Consider the following 17,408-nt stretch of genomic DNA (forward strand, 5'->3'; position numbering starts at 1 on the left):
TCATCTTTATAAAAAAACGGGCGCTCCGCAACGGGCGCCCGTTCCTATTTACAGGCTCTCAAAATATTTCCGGGCGGTTTCTTCGCCGTAAGCCACCATCTTTTTCATTTCCGAAGGGTCGAAGGTGAGGCCGCCGGGGCCGCCGTTGAGCGGCTTTTCCGGGCGGATGATGTGCAGCTTCAGGTCCGATTTCCCGAGAAAGGGATTATCGAACGGCACATCGAAAAACGCTTCGATCTCTTTGTTTTTTATTCCCGCTTCTTTCATTTTTGTTTTCACGGCTTTGAGATATTGCAGGCTGCGGTTCACGTACTTGGGCATGCGGAGGTCGTTCACCGCAACGTCCATCGTGAACCAGTCCATCGTTTGCTGCAATATCTCGAACGGACTTTTGAAAACATGATCGTCTGTTTCCGGTTTTTCTGGCGAAAGCAAAATGGCGTAGATCTCCGTGGCGCCGGTGTCGATGGCGAGATCTACCGGCGCATATTCGCGCAGGCCGCCGTCTACATACTGCAGGCTTTGGCTTTCTATCACGTTATACGGCGGCATGAACACGGGCTGGCAGGACGATGCGAACATGGCGCGGCGGAAAGTGCTGGCGTCCTGTATGCGGATCACATCGTATTCCGGCGAGGTCATGGGCAGGTCGCTGGTGGTGAAATAGGTAATGCGGCCGGTTTGCAGGCAAACGGTGGTGAGGTACAGTCCTTTCGCGGTGTCGAGAATGGACTGGTACATGTTGTCTGTGAAGGTCTTTTTGATAAGCTGCGCCAGCGGCTGCGCGTCGAACAACGAATAAGTATCTTTCCCCGCGAAACGGTTGATCACGTTGCCGGTGATAACGATGTCGCTGGTAACGTGGGTGGTGTATAATTTCTCCAGCAGGTTGATTTCTCCGATGGCGGCGAGCGGTATGATGAGGGAGCCGGTGCTGGTGCCGCAAAGGGTGTCGAACTGGATTTTGGGTGTGGCGGCCATGTATTTGAGCACGCCTACGGCGAACGCTCCTTTGGAGCCTCCGCCACTGATCACCAGTGCTGTTTTGGACATAAAGGGGTGTTTTTGAGGTTTACAAAACGGGCGGGCGGGGCGGTGGTTTTTTGAAAAGATGAATGCCGAAGCTGCCGGTGAACCACCAGTCGTTCCAGGCGTAATCGCGGTGAACTTTCATGCTCATGGTGGCCATCTGCCCGATCTCGAAGGCGAAGCCGCCGCCAACGAGGCGCTGGTTTTCGGTGCCGAACAGGTATTCGCCCACCAGTTGCGCGTTCACCACCGTGCTTTCCATTACTTTAGGGCCCTGGCTGATCATCAGCGATACGCGGCCCCCGCCGGTGCCGTAAATGCGTTTGTTGTAAAAAGCGCCTCCGCCGGTAAGGCCCAGCCGGAGCCTGCCGGGCACCACGGTTACCTGCGGCGAAAAGGCCAGCGTGGCTACAAAAAGATCGGGGTCCGCGCCGTGGAAAGACGTGACCATGCCTCCTCCCCATTCGAGCGGAAAGATCCATCCCTTTGGAAATTCGCTTTGCGCGCGGGTTTTCACGGCAAAACATAATAGCGGAAGCAGACAGGCGAACAGCCATTTCAGTTTCATCGGATCAATGTTTGCGGCAGCACGGGCATCGGAATTTTGGGGTGGCCGGCGGGCTGCCTGAGTTAGTGGATCGGGGTTTTCCTGAAGTTACGAATTTGTGCCGGTACGGCCATAGGTGGAAATACGTTTTTACGAGGGCGTTAGACAAAAAAAATCCCGCTCCCGCGGCGCGGGAACGGGAAAGATCGTTTACGGCGTATCAGAAAATAACCCTTTCGAGCTGTGCGGCCCACGGCTGTTCCAGCTGCTCGCGCGATTGCAGGCTATGCAGGTGATGGTAATTATGATACGCGGTGAAATACAATATCTCGCGGACGGTGAGTTTGCCCATCAGCGGGTGAGGGCCCTGGTAGCGGTCCAGCTCCTGTTCGCTCCAGTTATCGATCAGCTGCAGCATTTTGTCTTTCTGCTGGGCGAACTGTTTGAGCAACGGCTGTTTCTGGTCTGCTTCGCTTACATGCGGGATGTAAGGCCGGGTGGTTACGGCGCCGTTTTTCAGCAAGCCGCGGTAGTTTTCCCTGATCTCTTCAAAGCTGCGGGAAGGCGCGGCGGGTTTGCCGAACCAGCGCAGGAAAAAACGCGGCATGCCCAGGGCGGTGTTCACCGGTTTGGCGCTGCGGATGAGGTGGTCCAGCTGCTGGGCGGCAGACCATTTGCCTTCAGGCGATACGATAAAACGATGGTCTGAAAGCGTTTCGATGAATGCGGAAAAGTCGGTGAAGCTGCCGTTCAGTAGGGTTTGTATGGCTGTCTTTTGCATAAGGTCCGGTTAAATTTGTCATTCAAGCACTTCGCAGAGGAATCCTCTTTCCTGCACGAAACGGATGATGGAATGTTCATCCACTTTCATATCCACCACACGAAGTACTTTATCGCAATCTTCAATATCAATATTGCAGGAAGAGACTTCAAAGTTACTGCAAATTGCGCTGACGATAAGGTTTCGCTCGTGGTACGTGCGGATATTTGTTTTGAAAATGCCGATCATGACGCCGGTGTTGGATACGGGTTGCATACAGTCAGGTTGTAGTGGTTATTCTTCCCTTGCGCCGGTGGTTTCTTCACTGGGTTTGGAACCCCAGCGGCCGGTCATGCAACGGTCAAAATGGCTCTTGAGTTTTTCTCTTTCTTCCGGGGAAAGATGCTCCATTTTTGCTTTCATGTGTTCTTTCCACCGTTCTTTTTTACAGCGCCAGCTTTTGCCTCTGTCGTGCCCGCCGCCTTTCGAGAAGCCGAACAGGAGCTTGCAAAGGATAAAGAGGCCCAATGCCTGCCAGAAGTTGATCACCGGCCCGTTGAAAAGGGAAGGTATCAGCCAGTTCCAGAGATACATGGTGGTAAATCCTAACAGCGCTGCAAATGCGGGGATACCTACGATCGCAGCCAATATTTTCCAGCCGATATGTTTTTTGTTCATATCAATACGTTTAGTCGTTCATTAATTCTTTATACAATACCGCCAGCCTCTCGCGCAGGGCCAGCACCGCGTAACGTTTGCGGCTGAGCAGGGTGTTGACGGACACGCCCGTTTCAGCGGAAATTTCCTTGAAGGATCGGCCTTCCACTTCATGCTGAAGGAACACGTACCGCTGCTCTTCCGGCAATTCGTCGATAGCCTCGGTAATGGCCTCCGACATGAATTTCCGCAGCATGGGCACGTCTGTTTTCGCGGAAGCGTCGGGCAGGATGTCTGACAGGTAGAGGGGCCCCTCGCCGTCGCCAGTTTCGATCGCCGTGTCCGAAAACCGGTCTTCCCGCTTTTTCCGGAACCAGTCTGTAATACGGTTGCGGGTAACCGCGAAAAGCCATCCGGTCAGTGAATCTATATCCGTTCCCAGGCGGAGGTACTGCGTGAACTGGTACAGCACGTCCTGCAGAATATCTTCCGCGTCGGCCACGTTATCCACCCTTTTGCGGATGAATTGCAGGAGCCGGTTGCGTTCCTTTTCCACCGTTCGCTGTATGCGCTCGTTTTGTTCCAGTGCCATGGGTTTTTTTATGGAAAGCCACTCGTTCATCTTAGTTAGGTAGACGAACCAGCAGGCCGCTTATTGTATGCCCGCCACGTTTTTTTTAAACGGGTCTTCGTATTTTTAAGATAATGCACGATCACGCTCACGCTCCCCTGGGAGCTTCCCGGCTGAACAGGGCCTTCCTGGCGGGTATTGGCCTGAACCTCACTTTTGTGGTGGTGGAAGCCGTTGCGGGTTTTTCCACCGGTTCGCTCGCCCTGTTGTCCGACGCGGGCCACAACCTCAGCGACGTGGCCAGCCTGGCCCTGTCGATGCTGGCCTTCCGGCTGGCGCGGGTGCCGCCCGGCCCTAAGTATACGTACGGCTACCGCAAAAGTACCATCCTGATCTCATTATTGAACGCCATTATTTTATTGATCGCCGTGGGAGCCATTGGTTATGAGGCGATTGGGCGCCTCCGCCACCCCGTGCCCCTCTCCGGAGGGCCGGTGGCAAGCGTGGCCGGCATCGGCATCGTGATCAACACCATTTCCGCTTTCCTTTTTTTCCGCGACAAAGAAACCGACCTGAACGTAAAAGGGGCCTACCTGCACCTGATGGCGGACGCGCTGGTGTCTCTCGGCACCGTGGGCGCCGGTTTGCTAATGCTGTACACGCAGCAGTACTGGATAGACGCGGCCGTGAGCATCGTTGTAATGGCCGTGATCGTGTACGGCACCTGGGACCTCCTGCGCGACAGCCTCCGTTTATCCCTCGACGGGGTGCCTTCCGGCATTTCAGTGGCACAAGTGCAGAAAGCGGCCGTTGCCGTTCCGGGCGTGAAAGACCTGCATCACGTGCACATCTGGGCGGTAAGCACCACGGAAAACGCCCTCACGGCCCATGTTACCGTTCAATCCGGGTTAACGGACGAACAGGTGGCTGCCGTGAAAAAAGAACTGAAACACGCGCTGCATCATCTCAATATTTCCCATTGCACGCTCGAAACGGAGCTCAGCCATACAGACGAAGACGCCGGGTTCTGAGCAGGCCCGTTCCAAACGCCCGCCACGCGGGTTATCTTACGGCTACAACATATTTTTCCTGGAAAAACTCTTCGGGAAAGAGCTTGTAGATATTGACCATCTTAGGCCGGGCGCCGCTTTCGGAGATCTCCTGCGCCAGGTCGCCGCCTTTGAGACAGATAAGGCCGGAGGGGCGGCTTTCGTCCGCATTTTTTTTGACGAGCGGCTTGCTCCACTGCCAGAGGTCCTTCAGGGGAGCCACCGCGCGGGATACCACGAGGTCGAACTTGCGGTTTTTGATATCCTCCACCCGGGAATGGGCGGTGGTCACATTCTGTAGATTCAGGGCTTCGGCCACGCCTTCCACCACTTTTATTTTTTTACCGATGGAATCGACGAGGTGAAAATGCACTCCAGGGAAAAAAATGGCCAGCGGAATGCCCGGAAAACCGCCGCCGGTACCGAGGTCCAGCACCTGCAAACCGTCAGGGAGATCGGCTACTGCCGCGATGGCCAGCGAATGCAGCACATGTTTTTCGTACAGCGAATCGATGTCTTTACGTGAGATCACGTTGATCTTTTCGTTCCATTCCCTGTAAAGCGGTTCCAGGGCACGGAACTGGTCGAGCTGTTTGGGCGTAAAATCGGCGAAATATTTTAAAACGGTCTCCATGTTTATTTCCACTTGCTTCGTCCTTTCTGGAAGAACAATGCGGGCGTGAAGATAACATAATAAAGGAACATGAGGATATCCATCAGCCAGCTGTACCAGAATAAGTCCTTCTCGTCCAGCTTTTTAAGCGCCATGAAAGTGATCACGGACTGTATCAGCGCTTTGCCGCCCAGGATGCCGAGCGTTATGTACAGCATCGGCATGTAGAACAATGCGGCCACCATCGCCGGGTAAAATACGAAGTGGGAGAGGGAGAACAGTCCCAGCAGCATTTTATGCCCGAAACGGTAGTGTTTGCCGGTGCTCATATGCCTGTTTTTCTGCGCGAACCAGTGTTTCCATTTGGTTTTCGGCTCGGAGTAGGCGAACGCGTGTTTGTTGATCACAACGCCCACGTTGGAGCCATTGGCGGCGCGGTTCACGAACAGGTCGTCGTCCCCCGAAGTGATATGCTGGTGGGCGGTGAAGCCTTTATGTTTAAAAAAAAGCTCTTTCTTATACGCCAGGTTGCGGCCCACGCCCATATAGGGAATGCCGGCCATGGCGAAGGACAGGTATTGAAGGGCGCTGAAATAAGTTTCGTAGCGGATCACCTTGTTGAGGAAGCCCGGCTTTTTGTAATACGGGCCGTAACCCAGCACGATCTCCTTGCCGTTGCTGAAGCCCTGGGAGATCATCGAAAGCCAGTAGGTGCTGGCGGGCTTGCAGTCTGCGTCCGTAAGCACCACCGTATCGTATTTGGCGCCTTTGATGCCGATGGAAAGGGGGTATTTTTTACCGGGAATGAATTGCGCCGCCTGTTTGATCTCGATATGGCGGTAATGTGAATAACCGTTTTCGATGGAGGCGAGGTAATATTTGGAATCGTCTTCCGAATTATCGTTCACCACGATCACTTCGTATTCCGGCTGCTGATGGATGTGATAGCGTTGCTGGAGCACGGTGGGAAGGTTTTTGGGAAGGCTTCTTTCCTCGTTTTTGGCGCAAATGATGACAGACAGGGCTTCCTGCGGCGGATGATCCTCGTCGAACCGGCGCCGGTAGAACGCCACTCTTGAAAAAAAGACGAGGTAATACAATACCTGCACTCCCGCTGAAGCGGCGAAAACATAAAAAATGATAATCCCCAGGTTGTCCGACATAGGGGGCAAAAATATATGTTTTTATTTACCTATGTAAGGTTGTGGAAAAATTAATACTGGGATATTCAATACCTTTGCCCCCTGAAAAAATACAGACAGTCTTGCAGTTCGATCTTATCACCACTGATCCTTCCGGCGCAAGGGCCGGCACCATTACCACCGCGCATGGCGCCATCCAGACGCCCATTTTTATGCCCGTGGGTACCGTGGGCTCCGTGAAAGCCGTTACCCAGGAACAATTGCGCACCGAAGTGAACGCGCAGATCATCCTCGGCAACACTTATCACCTTTACCTGCGCCCCGGAACGGAGGTGTTGAAACAGGCCGGGGGATTGCATAAGTTCAACGGCTGGGACCGTCCCATCCTCACCGACAGCGGCGGGTACCAGGTGTTTTCCCTCGCCGCCAACCGCAAGATCAAAGAAGAAGGCGTGGTGTTTCAAAGCCATATCGACGGCAGCCGCCATTTGTTCACTCCCGAAAACGTGATGGACATCCAGCGCAGCATCGGGGCGGACATTATCATGGCCTTCGACGAATGCCCGCCTTACCCCAGCGAATACGGCTATGCCAAACGCAGCATGGAGCTCACCCACCGCTGGCTGGACCGCTGCATCAAACGCCTCGGCGAAACTTCGCCGGAATACGGGTACGAACAAACGCTGTTTCCCATCGTGCAGGGCAGTACGTACAAAGACCTCCGGAAGATCTCGGCCGAGGCCATCGCGTCGCGCAACTGCGCCGGCAACGCCATCGGCGGGCTGAGCGTGGGCGAGCCGGAAAACGAGATGTACGAAATGTGCGGGCTGGTTACAGAGCTGCTGCCGGTGGAAAAACCCCGTTACCTCATGGGCGTGGGCACTCCCTGGAATATCCTGAACAACATCGAGCTGGGCATCGATATGTTCGACTGCGTGATGCCTACACGAAACGGGCGCAACGGCATGTTGTTCACCTGGAACGGCGTGATCAACATCCGCAATAAAAAATGGGCGGCAGATTTCAGCCCGCTGGACGAACAAAACCCCTGCGACGCCAGCCGCAACTATTCCAAAGCCTACGTGCGCCACCTCTTCGTGGCCGGCGAAATACTCGGCATGACGCTCGCCAGCATCCACAACCTCTGTTTTTACCTCGAACTGGTCAAAGCCGCGCGGGAACAAATACTGCAGGGCACCTACGGTTCCTGGAAACGGCAGGTGGTGCCGCAGCTGCAAACCAGGCTGTAGTATTTATGTTAAAATTGCTCATCATAGAATAAAATCGCATATTAGATGCACGCGGAATACTAGCTTTGCACCTTTAAGCCCGGCCGCCCAATCAACATATGAAGAAGATAGACTGGTACATACTGCGCAAGTTCATCGGCACGTTCGTTTATTCCCTGATGATCCTGCTGGTGATCTCGGTAGTGATAGACATCACGGAAAAGATCGACGACTTCCTGGAGCACGACCTCTCCATCGGCTTCGTGTTCATGCATTATTACATCGGTTTCATCCCCCATATCGCCGCCCTGCTTTTCCCGCTGTTCATCTTCATTTCGGTGATCTTTTTCACCTCCAAGCTCGCCTACAAAACCGAGATCGTGGCCATCCTGAGCGCCGGCGTAAGTTTCAGGCGTTTCCTCCGGCCTTACTGGGTGGGCGCCGTGCTGTTCGCATCGATACTCTGGGCGGCCAACCGCTGGGTAGTACCCGAAGCCAACCGCATCCGCACTGCCTTCGAGAACAAATACGTAAGCGCGCCGAAAGACCATGAGGCGCTGACCGATAAAACCATGCGGGTAGACAGCGTGACCTATATCACCTTCGGCCTGTACGATCCCAACTATAAGAAAGGTTCCAACTTCGTGCTCAAACGCATCAAAGGCCAGCAGGTGATCTACAACCTGAAGGCGGACCGTGTTTCGTGGGACTCCACCACCCGCAGCTGGAAACTCGACTTCATTACCGAGCGCACCATCAACGGCATGCGCGAAACCCTGCGCACGGCCAGCGACACGACACTCAAGATCCCGCTGCTGCCCGCCGAAATGGTAGAAGAAAAAAACAAGGAACAGGCCATGACCACGCCCGAGCTGAACCGTTACCTGGAAAGGGAGGAGCTGCGCGGTGCGGAAGGGCTGAACGTATTTTATGTTGAAAAACACCGCCGTACCTCCGCCGCCGTGGCGGTGATCATCCTCGTGCTGATCGGCGCGATCATTTCCAGCCGGAAGGTGAGGGGCGGAAGCGGCCTGCACCTGGCGCTGGGCATCGTGATCTCCGCGCTCTATATCCTCTTTATGCAATTCTCCACCGTGTTCGCCACCAAAGCCGACCTGGACCCCCTGCTGGCGGCATGGATACCCAACTTCGTTTTCGCGGGACTGGCCGTTTATCTCTATTTCCGCGCCCCGAAGTAAACCTTCTGATGATTTTTGATCAAAAGCTTGAAATTATACGTTAAATCTCCCTGAAACGATAGGGATTTTAAGTGTTTATCATTACTTTTGTTCATTGATCGATTTCGTTAATTTTTCTAAATCATTGCGGGAAAATGAGTTATATAAAAGAGAAATTCAAGGCTAAAGCAGATGAACTGGGCACAGAGGTAAAGGACCTGCTCAAGAATCATGGTACAAAAAAAGTAGACGATGTAACAGTGGCCCAGGTTTATCAGGGCATGCGCGGCATTACCGGCCTCGTTACCGAAACTTCCCTGCTGGATGCGAATGAAGGTATCCGCTTCCGCGGTTATTCCATCCCCGAACTGAGGGAACATCTTCCAAAAGCCCCCGGCGGCGCGGAGCCCCTGCCGGAAGGTTTATTTTACCTGATGTTGATCGGCGAGCTGCCCACCGAAGCAGACGTACAGACCCTCAGCAGCGTGCTCGGCCGCCGCAGCCACGTGCCCAACCACGTGTTCGACGCCATCGAGGCACTGCCTATCTCCACCCACCCCATGACCATGTTTACCGTTGCGGTAATGGCCCTGCAGACCGAATCCGTGTTTGCGAAAGCATATGCCGACGGTATGAATAAAAAAGATTATTGGAGCTATATGTATGAGGACACGCTGAACCTCATCGCGCGCCTGCCCCGTGTAGCCGCCTATATCTACCGCCGCAAATACAAAAACGGCCAGCATATCCAGCCGGACGGCATGCTCGACTGGGCTGCGAACTTCGCGCATATGCTGGGTTACTCAGACGAAGGGTTCAAAGAACTGATGCGCCTGTACATGGTGATCCACGCAGACCACGAAGGCGGTAACGTGAGCGCGCATACCACGCACCTCGTAGGTTCCGCCCTCAGCGACGCCTACCTGTCTTTCGCGGCGGGCATGAACGGTCTTGCCGGCCCCCTGCACGGCCTCGCCAACCAGGAAGTGATCAAATGGATACTGAGCATGCGCGAAGAGCTTGGCGGCGGCGTTCCCACCAAAGAGCAGATCGCGGCATATGTGAAAAAGACCCTCTCCGAAGGTAAAGTAGTGCCGGGCTACGGCCACGCCGTACTGCGCAAAACCGATCCGCGCTTCACTGCGCAGATGGAGTTCGCAAAAAAACACCTGCCTGAAGACGAGCTGGTACGCATCGTTTGGGCGGTATACGATACCGTTCCAACCATCCTGCAGGACCTTGGCAAGGTGAAAAACCCCTGGCCGAACGTAGACGCGCATTCCGGCGCATTGCTGCTGCACTACGGCCTGGTGGAATACGAATTTTACACCGTGCTGTTCGGCGTAAGCCGCGCGCTCGGCGTATTGGCTTCCCTCTGCTGGGACCGTGCGCTGAACCTCTCCCTCGAAAGGCCGAAATCCGTTACTTCTGAATGGATGAAGCTGTTCGCGGAAGGAAAAGTAGAAGCGATCGCTGAATAATCAGCTTTACGATATCCCTGAAGCCCGGAAGCAGCAACGTTTCCGGGCTTCTTTTTGCATTGCATGCCATACGGCCGTTTGCCTTTTTTTATGAAATTGCCGTACTTCGTACCCTCATTTAACATGCGCTTTTGAGTTATATCTCTTCCATATTGCCCAACCCGATCGAATACCTGAAAGGCGTTGGCCCCCAGCGGGGCGAACTGTTGCGTAAGGAGATCGGCGTGCACACCTTCCGCGACCTGCTGGAATATTACCCCTTCCGGTACGTGGACCGCACGAAAGTGGAAAAGATCCGCCAGTTGAGCGGCATGGAGGAATATGTGCAGATCAGGGGGCGCATCGTGCATATGGAAGTGGTGGGGGATAAACGCGCCAAACGGCTGGTAGCCACGCTGCAGGACGAAACCGGGCGCATCGACCTCGTTTGGTTCCAGGGCTGGCAATGGATGCAGAAGTCGCTGCGCGAAAACGCGGGATACCTTGTGTTCGGCCGGCTGTCGCAGTTCAACGGCATTTTACAGATGGCCCACCCCGAAATGGACCTGCTCACGGAAGAGACGGCCACCGGCAAACAACATCTCGAACCGGTGTATTATACTACTGAAAAACTTAAAGCCCGCGGCCTCACCGCCAAAGCCATCGGCAAACTGACGCACAACCTGCTGGAACAGCTATCCATGGCCGAAATAAAGGAAAACATCCCCGGGTCCATTTTACAGCAGTTCAGGCTGATGCCGCGTTCCCAGGCGTATTTCAAGATACACCTGCCGCAAACGGAAGATGAGGCCCGGCAGGCGCAGCGCAGGCTGAAGTTCGAAGAGCTTTTCCTCGCCCAGGTGCGCATCTGCCGCCTGAAGATCCGCCGCCATAAAAACAGCCAGGGCTTTATTTTCAACAACGTCGGCGATACCTTCAACACCTTTTACAACCACCATCTTCCCTTCGCGCTCACCGGCGCGCAGAAACGCGTGCTGAAAGAGATCCGGAAAGACACGACCACCGGTCACCAGATGAACCGCCTCGTACAGGGCGACGTTGGCTCCGGCAAAACGATGGTGGCGTTGCTGTCACTGCTTATCGCCATAGACAACGGTTTCCAGGGCTGCCTGATGGCGCCTACCGAAATACTGGCGCAGCAGCATTACAAAGGCATTTCCGAACTGCTGAAAGATATGCCGCTGAAAACGGCGCTGCTCACCGGCAACATTAAAGGGAAAGCGCGGAAACAGATACTGGCGGACACCGAGGCAGGAAATATCCATATCCTCATCGGCACGCACGCCCTGCTGGAAAACGAAGTGAAATTCAAACACCTCGGCATGGCGATCGTAGACGAACAGCACCGCTTCGGCGTGGCGCAGCGCGCGCGGCTGTGGGAAAAGAACGATACGCCGCCGCACATCCTGGTGATGACGGCCACGCCCATTCCACGCACGCTGGCCATGACGGTTTACGGCGACCTCGACGTGTCCGTGATCGACGAGCTGCCGCCCGGCCGTAAGCCCATTACCACCGTTCACCGTACGGAATACCAGCGGCCGCAGGTGATGGACTTTATCAAAGACGAGATCCGGAAGGGGAGGCAGGCGTACATCGTATACCCGCTCATCGAGGAATCGGCGAGCCTTGATTTTGAAAATCTTACGAAAGGGTACGAGGAAGTGAAAGCCTTTTTTCCCGAACCGAAATATTATATCAGCATGGTGCACGGGCGCATGACGAACGAGCTGAAAGACGCGAACATGCACCGTTTCGTGACCGGCGACACGCAGATCATGGTGGCCACCACGGTAATTGAAGTAGGCGTGAACGTGCCCAACGCTTCGGTGATGGTGATCGAAAGCACGGAACGTTTCGGGCTGAGCCAGCTGCACCAGCTGCGCGGCCGCGTAGGACGGGGAGCCGAACAAAGCTATTGTATCCTCATGACCGGCAACAAGATCGGGAAAGACAGCCAGGAGCGCGTGAAAGTGATGGTACAGACAAACGACGGTTTCGTGATCTCCGAAAAAGACATGGAGCTGCGCGGCCCCGGCGATATAGAAGGCACCCGCCAGAGCGGGCTGCTGGACCTTAAACTGGCAGACATCGTGCAGGACAGGGCCATGCTCCAGGCCGCCCGCGACTGCGCCGAAAAAATACTGTCGGAAGATCCCGACCTCGAACTTCCTGAAAATAAACCCTTACACGATTTCCTCGCCACACAACGGTCAAAATCCGCATGGAGTAAAATATCATGACGGCTTTTACGTTGAATCTCCGGAATGACTGGCAGGGATGGTTGATCCTGAATATGTTGCTTGCCCAATACCTTCGTGGACCGTCCTCTGCCAGTCGCCAACCAACAAATCCCGCCGTAACATTTTGACGGTTCTATCCGTTAAATAAAGTATATTGAATATTACTAGGCACAATTAAAATACGAAACCGCTTGAAACCTTCGCGCCCTACCGGTCTTTTCAGTGCTTTGCAAGTTTGGATACTGGTTATGATGTTTGGATCGCCTGTTTTTTCCCAGGATCATCAGCACAGTCCAATGTCTTCCCCATTAGAGTTCGTGGAGAACAAAGGGCAGTGGAATACCGATTTCAGGTTCAGGGCGGCGCTGGGCGGTGCCAGCATTTACCTCCGCAATAATGGTTTCAGGGTGCTGCTCATGCACCAGGGAGACATGGCCAAGCTCGACGCTTTCCGCCATGGCGCGCCCAAAGATTCGGTGCGTTACACTTATTACCCGGACGGCGCGCCGAAGGATAAAAAGAAAAATGCCAATAACCGTATTTCCGCCCCCTCCACCGGCGATGGCGGCGATGCCGCCAATCCCCCGAAACCAGAAAATGTAAGAGGCCATTCCTACGACATCCAATTCCTCAACGCGGCGGCCACCCCCGAGATCATCCCGTCCAAACCCACCCAGGACAATATCAGCTACTTTATCGGCAACGATCCTTCCAAATGGAAGTCTGGCATCGGCGCCTATACGAATATCCTGTACAAAAACATGTATCCCAACGTAGACGTACAGGTGTATTCCGAAAGCAGCCAGCTGAAATACGACGTGATCCTATACCCCGGCGCAAACCCTTCCGACATTAAACTGCAATACAGCGGCGCCACTTCGGTAACGCTTAAAAAAGGCAATCTCCATATTCAGACCACCGTGGGCGAAGCTATCGAGCTGGCGCCGTACGCTTACCAATACATCAACGGCCAGCGTAAAACGGTGAATGTGCAATACCAGCTTTCCGGCGACGTGGTGACCTATAAAATTTCCGGCCGGTACGATAACCAGTTTCCGCTGGTGATAGACCCCACCGTGGTATTCGCCACCCTTACCGGCTCCCGCGCTGAAAACTGGGGCTTTACCGCCACCTACGACGCGGGCGGCAACTTCTACGGCGGCGGCATCGCTTTCGAGAATGGCTACCCCGTAAGCCCGGGCGTGTACGACGGCAGTTTCAACGGCGCCACGTACGATATCGCGATCACCAAATTCAATCCCAACGGCAGCCGCATCATTTATTCCACTTACATCGGCGGCATGGGCGAAGAACAGCCCTGCAGCATGTTCGTAGACGCGGCAGGCAACCTCGTGATATCCGGCAGGACAAATTCCACCAACTTCCCCTCGCTCACCAACGTTGGCACGGGCGGCGGTTCCGACATCGTAGTCGTGAAACTCAACGCCAACGGCTCCGCCCTGATCGGCTCCATGCGCATCGGCGGCAGCGGGCTGGACGGTGCGAACATCCGCGGCAGCAAAGGCGGCGGAACGGACGTGCTGCTCCGTAACTATGGCGACGACGCACGCAGCGAAGTAGTGATAGACGGCGCCGGCAACATTTACGTCGCCAGTTCCACCCAGTCCGCCAACTTCCCCGTTACCACCGGCGCTTTTCAAACCACTTATGGCGGCGGCCGCCAGGATGCAGTGGTGCTGAAGATCAATCCTAATTGCAACGCTTTGCTTTGGGCCACTTTCCTCGGCGGCGGTGCAGACGATGCGGCGTATGTGCTGGCGGTGAACGGCGGCAACAGCGTGTACGTGGCCGGCGGTACGGCGAGCAGCAACTTCCCCATGGCAGGCGGCGGCGTTTACAACAGCTATCGCGGCGGCGCGTGCGACGGTTATATCGCCCACCTGTCCGCAGACGGCGCCTCCTTATTGCATTCCACGTTCATGGGGTCGGAGAACTCGCGGGCAGACCAGGTGTACGGCATCCAGCTGGACCGGCAGGGCGCCGTGTACGTAATGGGCACCACAGAAGGCAACTGGCCCATCCAGCAGCCGGCGGGCACAGCCACTTTTTACAACGACAATTCCAAACAATTCATCACCAAACTGCGGCCGGACCTTTCCGCGCTGATATATTCCACCACTTTCGGCAAAAACGCCAGCTCTCCCAGCATCAGCCCCGTGGCTTTCCTGGTAGACCGTTGTCAGAACGTGTATGTTTCCGGCTGGGGCGGCGCCCTGCAAGGCACGGAATACGCCAATTCAGACACGCGTAACCTTCGCGTAACGCCCGACGCCCGCAAATCGCGGTCAGACGGCAGCGATTTTTATTTCTTCGTGATGAAAAGAGACGCGCTCGGCATCCTGTACGGTTCCTTTTACGGCGGCGACGGTTTGTTCGAGCACGTAGACGGCGGCACCAGCCGTTTCGACCAGAACGGCGTGATCTACCAGGCCATTTGCGCGGCATGCCCCATCGGCGGCGCGCGGATCCGCTTCCCGACAACGCCCGGCTCTTATTACACCGGTTTTACGGACGGCTGCAACCTCGGCTCGCTGAAGATCGCATTTAACCTGGATGGTGTACGCGCCGGCTTTACCACGCAGGAAAGAAGAAGGAACTACTGCGTGCCCGCCGATATCCAGTTTATCGACACCACGGGCGTAACCGCGGAAAGCTGGACCTGGAATTTCGGGGACGGCAGTCCTGACGTGGTGACCACCGTGCCCAATACATCGCATTCTTACCCGGCCATCGGCGATTACCGCGTGCGCCTTATCAAGTACGACCCCGCGAGCTGTAACCTGGCGGATACCGCGTATATGGATATCCGTGTGCGGGAAGACCGCGCGCCGATGGGCTTCACCGAGCAACGCCTGCCGCCCTGCACAGCGCTGGAATATCTTTTCGTGAACACGTCTACCCACCCGCCGGGCAAACCTTTCACGCCAACGTCTTTCACCTGGAACTTCGGCGACAACACCCCTGAAGTAGTAACGGATACCGCGCGGCAGACGCATCCCTTCGCATCCGAAGGCATCTACACCGTCAGCCTTACGCTCACCGATACGAACTATTGCAATGCGCCCGAAACGCAGTCCATACAATTACGTGTAGCCGCCAACGTGGTAGCTGCGTTTAACGTGCAGGACAGCAGCTGCGCGCCTTTCATCGCCAACTTCGACAATATTTCCAAAGGCGGCGTAACGTTCAACTGGGATTTCGGCGACGGCACCACCTCCACCGATCCCTACCCGACGCATACCTACACGCAGCCAGGCCGTTACCCGGTAAGGCTCGAGGCGTTCGACCCGAATACCTGCAACCAGCGGCACGACACGACCGTATTCATCACCGTCATGCCGGGCCCCGACGCGCAGTTTACCTACCAGCCTAACAAGCCGGTGGAAAACACGCCGCATATGTTCACCAATCAAAGCACCGGCGCAACGCATTACCGCTGGGATTTCGGGGATGGCAGCACGTCCACCGAAGTGAACCCCACGTACCAGTACCTGCGCACGGGCACCTACGAAGTATGCCTGATCGCGATTACAGATTTTGGTTGTACAGACACGGCCTGCCACCAGGTAAGCGCCATCGTGAACCCGCTGTACGACGTGCCTACGGCATTTTCGCCGAATGGAGACGGAGTGAACGATACCTGGGAGATCAAAGGTTTCGGTATTATACATTACGACATGAAAGTGTTTAACCGCTGGGGCAAGCTGGTATTCCAGAGCAACGACATGAAACTGGGTTGGAACGGCCGTTTTAACGGCGCCGTACAGCCCATGGACGCATACGCTTTTGTGCTGAACATCGAATTTTCGGACGGCAATAAGGTCACAAAAACAGGGAACGTTACATTACTAAGATAAAGGGTTGGTTATGAGAAAGCATGTTTACCATATTATCCTGGTTTATTGCCTCGCGGGCGCTTTGCCGGCTTCCGCGCAAGACCTGCATTTTTCGCAATTCTTCAACTCGCCGCTTTCCACCAATCCCGCCAATACCGGGTTTATCCCCGACGGCAACTACCGCCTCGGCATCAATTACCGCAACCAGTGGGCCACCATTCCCGTTCCGTATAAAACAATGTCCGCCTTCGGCGACTTCCAGCTGTTCCGCGACCAGCTTACCTATGGCTGGGTAGGCGTGGGCGGCATGATCCTGCGGGATGTGGCCGGCAGCGGCAACCTCACTTCCACCAAGGCATACGGCTCCGTGGCCTATCACCAGCTGATGGGGCAGAGCAGCCTGCTGAGCGCGGGTTTTAACGTGGGGTACGCAGACAAAAGGGTAGACCTCACCAAACTGACCTTCGGCAGCCAGTGGAACGGCCAGTTCTTCGATTCGCAGATGTTTTCGGGCGAACCTTTCACCGCCGCGTCCGTCGGGTATTTCGACATGCAGGTGGGCATGAATTACGCATATTTCCCGACCGACAATATTTACATCAACGGCGGTTTTTCCGTGCATCACATCAACACGCCGAAAGAAACCTTTTATGACGGAGACAACAAGATCGACCGCCGTTACATCGGTTTCCTCAACGCCAGCCTCAAACTGAACGACAAGGTGATCCTCAACCCCGGGGCGTATTATTCCAGCCAGGCGAAATCCAGCGAGATCATGGCCGGCGCTTACGCCGCCTACAACCTCTCCGGCGACGGCCACCAGCAGCTGTTCGGCGGCCTGTATTACCGCTTTGAGGACGCGTACGCCTTCCTCGTGGGATACCAGGTGGCCAATTTCAGGCTGATGTTCAACTACGACGTTACCTCCAGCACGCTGGCAGCTGCCAACAGCCGCCAGGGCGCGTACGAGCTGAGCCTCGTTTACATCGGCCTGTACCCCAACAGGAGCTTTTCCAATGCCCGCCGGCTGTCGCTCTGCCCGTCTTTTTAAC

At 55.2% G+C, this 17,408-nt stretch carries 15 protein-coding genes; 7 read left to right on the forward strand and 8 right to left on the reverse strand.

The window, feature by feature from the left end; genetic code table 11:
• Positions 1–48: 48 nt before the first annotated feature.
• From J7I43_RS00575 to J7I43_RS00600, 6 genes are all read right to left on the reverse strand, one after another.
• Positions 49–1,053: a patatin-like phospholipase family protein gene (locus tag J7I43_RS00575; protein WP_209142172.1), complete on the reverse strand. Its 1,005-nt coding sequence runs from the start codon at positions 1,051–1,053 to the stop codon at positions 49–51.
• Between the two features lie 19 nt (positions 1,054–1,072).
• Entirely contained in the window at positions 1,073–1,597 is a 525-nt protein-coding gene (locus J7I43_RS00580) for a hypothetical protein (RefSeq protein ID WP_209142174.1), read from the reverse strand.
• Positions 1,598–1,796: 199 nt separating this feature from the next.
• Entirely contained in the window at positions 1,797–2,357 is a 561-nt protein-coding gene (locus tag J7I43_RS00585) for a DinB family protein (protein ID WP_209142176.1), read from the reverse strand.
• Positions 2,358–2,375: 18 nt separating this feature from the next.
• Positions 2,376–2,612 (reverse strand): hypothetical protein, encoded by a 237-nt coding sequence (locus J7I43_RS00590; RefSeq protein WP_209142178.1) that lies wholly within the window; start codon positions 2,610–2,612, stop codon positions 2,376–2,378.
• A gap of 18 nt (positions 2,613–2,630) precedes the next feature.
• Positions 2,631–3,014 (reverse strand): hypothetical protein, encoded by a 384-nt coding sequence (locus J7I43_RS00595; RefSeq protein ID WP_209142180.1) that lies wholly within the window; start codon positions 3,012–3,014, stop codon positions 2,631–2,633.
• A 10-nt stretch (positions 3,015–3,024) separates the two neighbouring features.
• Positions 3,025–3,585 (reverse strand): RNA polymerase sigma factor, encoded by a 561-nt coding sequence (locus J7I43_RS00600; protein WP_209142182.1) that lies wholly within the window; start codon positions 3,583–3,585, stop codon positions 3,025–3,027.
• A 113-nt stretch (positions 3,586–3,698) separates the two neighbouring features.
• Between J7I43_RS00600 and J7I43_RS00605 the strand changes: the two genes are divergently transcribed.
• A complete protein-coding gene (locus J7I43_RS00605) occupies positions 3,699–4,595 on the forward strand; it encodes a cation diffusion facilitator family transporter (protein WP_209142184.1) in 897 nt (298 codons plus the stop codon).
• A gap of 31 nt (positions 4,596–4,626) precedes the next feature.
• Here J7I43_RS00605 and rsmG read toward each other — a convergent pair whose 3' ends face one another.
• Both rsmG and J7I43_RS00615 read right to left on the reverse strand, forming a co-directional pair.
• Positions 4,627–5,247, reverse strand: a complete 621-nt coding sequence (rsmG, locus tag J7I43_RS00610; RefSeq protein ID WP_209142186.1) for a 16S rRNA (guanine(527)-N(7))-methyltransferase RsmG — start codon at positions 5,245–5,247, stop codon at positions 4,627–4,629.
• A 2-nt stretch (positions 5,248–5,249) separates the two neighbouring features.
• Positions 5,250–6,389 carry a glycosyltransferase gene (locus J7I43_RS00615; RefSeq protein WP_209142188.1) on the reverse strand — a complete coding sequence of 380 codons (1,140 nt, stop codon included), beginning with the start codon at positions 6,387–6,389 and terminating at the stop codon, positions 5,250–5,252.
• Between the two features lie 101 nt (positions 6,390–6,490).
• Here J7I43_RS00615 and tgt point away from each other — a divergent pair, with 101 nt between their 5' ends.
• The 6 genes from tgt to J7I43_RS00645 all read left to right on the forward strand — a co-directional run bounded on the left by tgt (position 6,491) and on the right by J7I43_RS00645 (position 17,407).
• Positions 6,491–7,618, forward strand: a complete 1,128-nt coding sequence (gene tgt, locus J7I43_RS00620; protein WP_209142190.1) for a tRNA guanosine(34) transglycosylase Tgt — start codon at positions 6,491–6,493, stop codon at positions 7,616–7,618.
• Positions 7,619–7,716: 98 nt separating this feature from the next.
• Positions 7,717–8,796: an LptF/LptG family permease gene (locus tag J7I43_RS00625; RefSeq protein WP_209142193.1), complete on the forward strand. Its 1,080-nt coding sequence runs from the start codon at positions 7,717–7,719 to the stop codon at positions 8,794–8,796.
• Between the two features lie 134 nt (positions 8,797–8,930).
• Positions 8,931–10,256: a citrate (Si)-synthase, eukaryotic gene (locus J7I43_RS00630; RefSeq protein ID WP_209142195.1), complete on the forward strand. Its 1,326-nt coding sequence runs from the start codon at positions 8,931–8,933 to the stop codon at positions 10,254–10,256.
• Between the two features lie 131 nt (positions 10,257–10,387).
• Positions 10,388–12,499: an ATP-dependent DNA helicase RecG gene (gene recG, locus J7I43_RS00635; protein ID WP_236023272.1), complete on the forward strand. Its 2,112-nt coding sequence runs from the start codon at positions 10,388–10,390 to the stop codon at positions 12,497–12,499.
• A gap of 296 nt (positions 12,500–12,795) precedes the next feature.
• Positions 12,796–16,377: a DUF7948 domain-containing protein gene (locus tag J7I43_RS00640; RefSeq protein ID WP_209142197.1), complete on the forward strand. Its 3,582-nt coding sequence runs from the start codon at positions 12,796–12,798 to the stop codon at positions 16,375–16,377.
• Positions 16,378–16,387: 10 nt separating this feature from the next.
• Positions 16,388–17,407, forward strand: coding sequence for a PorP/SprF family type IX secretion system membrane protein (locus J7I43_RS00645; protein WP_209142199.1), 1,020 nt, complete (start codon positions 16,388–16,390; stop codon positions 17,405–17,407).
• Position 17,408 lies beyond the last annotated feature (1 nt).

Origin of the sequence: Chitinophaga chungangae, assembly GCF_017742215.1 — a bacterium.
Lineage (GTDB): Bacteria > Bacteroidota > Bacteroidia > Chitinophagales > Chitinophagaceae > Chitinophaga > Chitinophaga chungangae.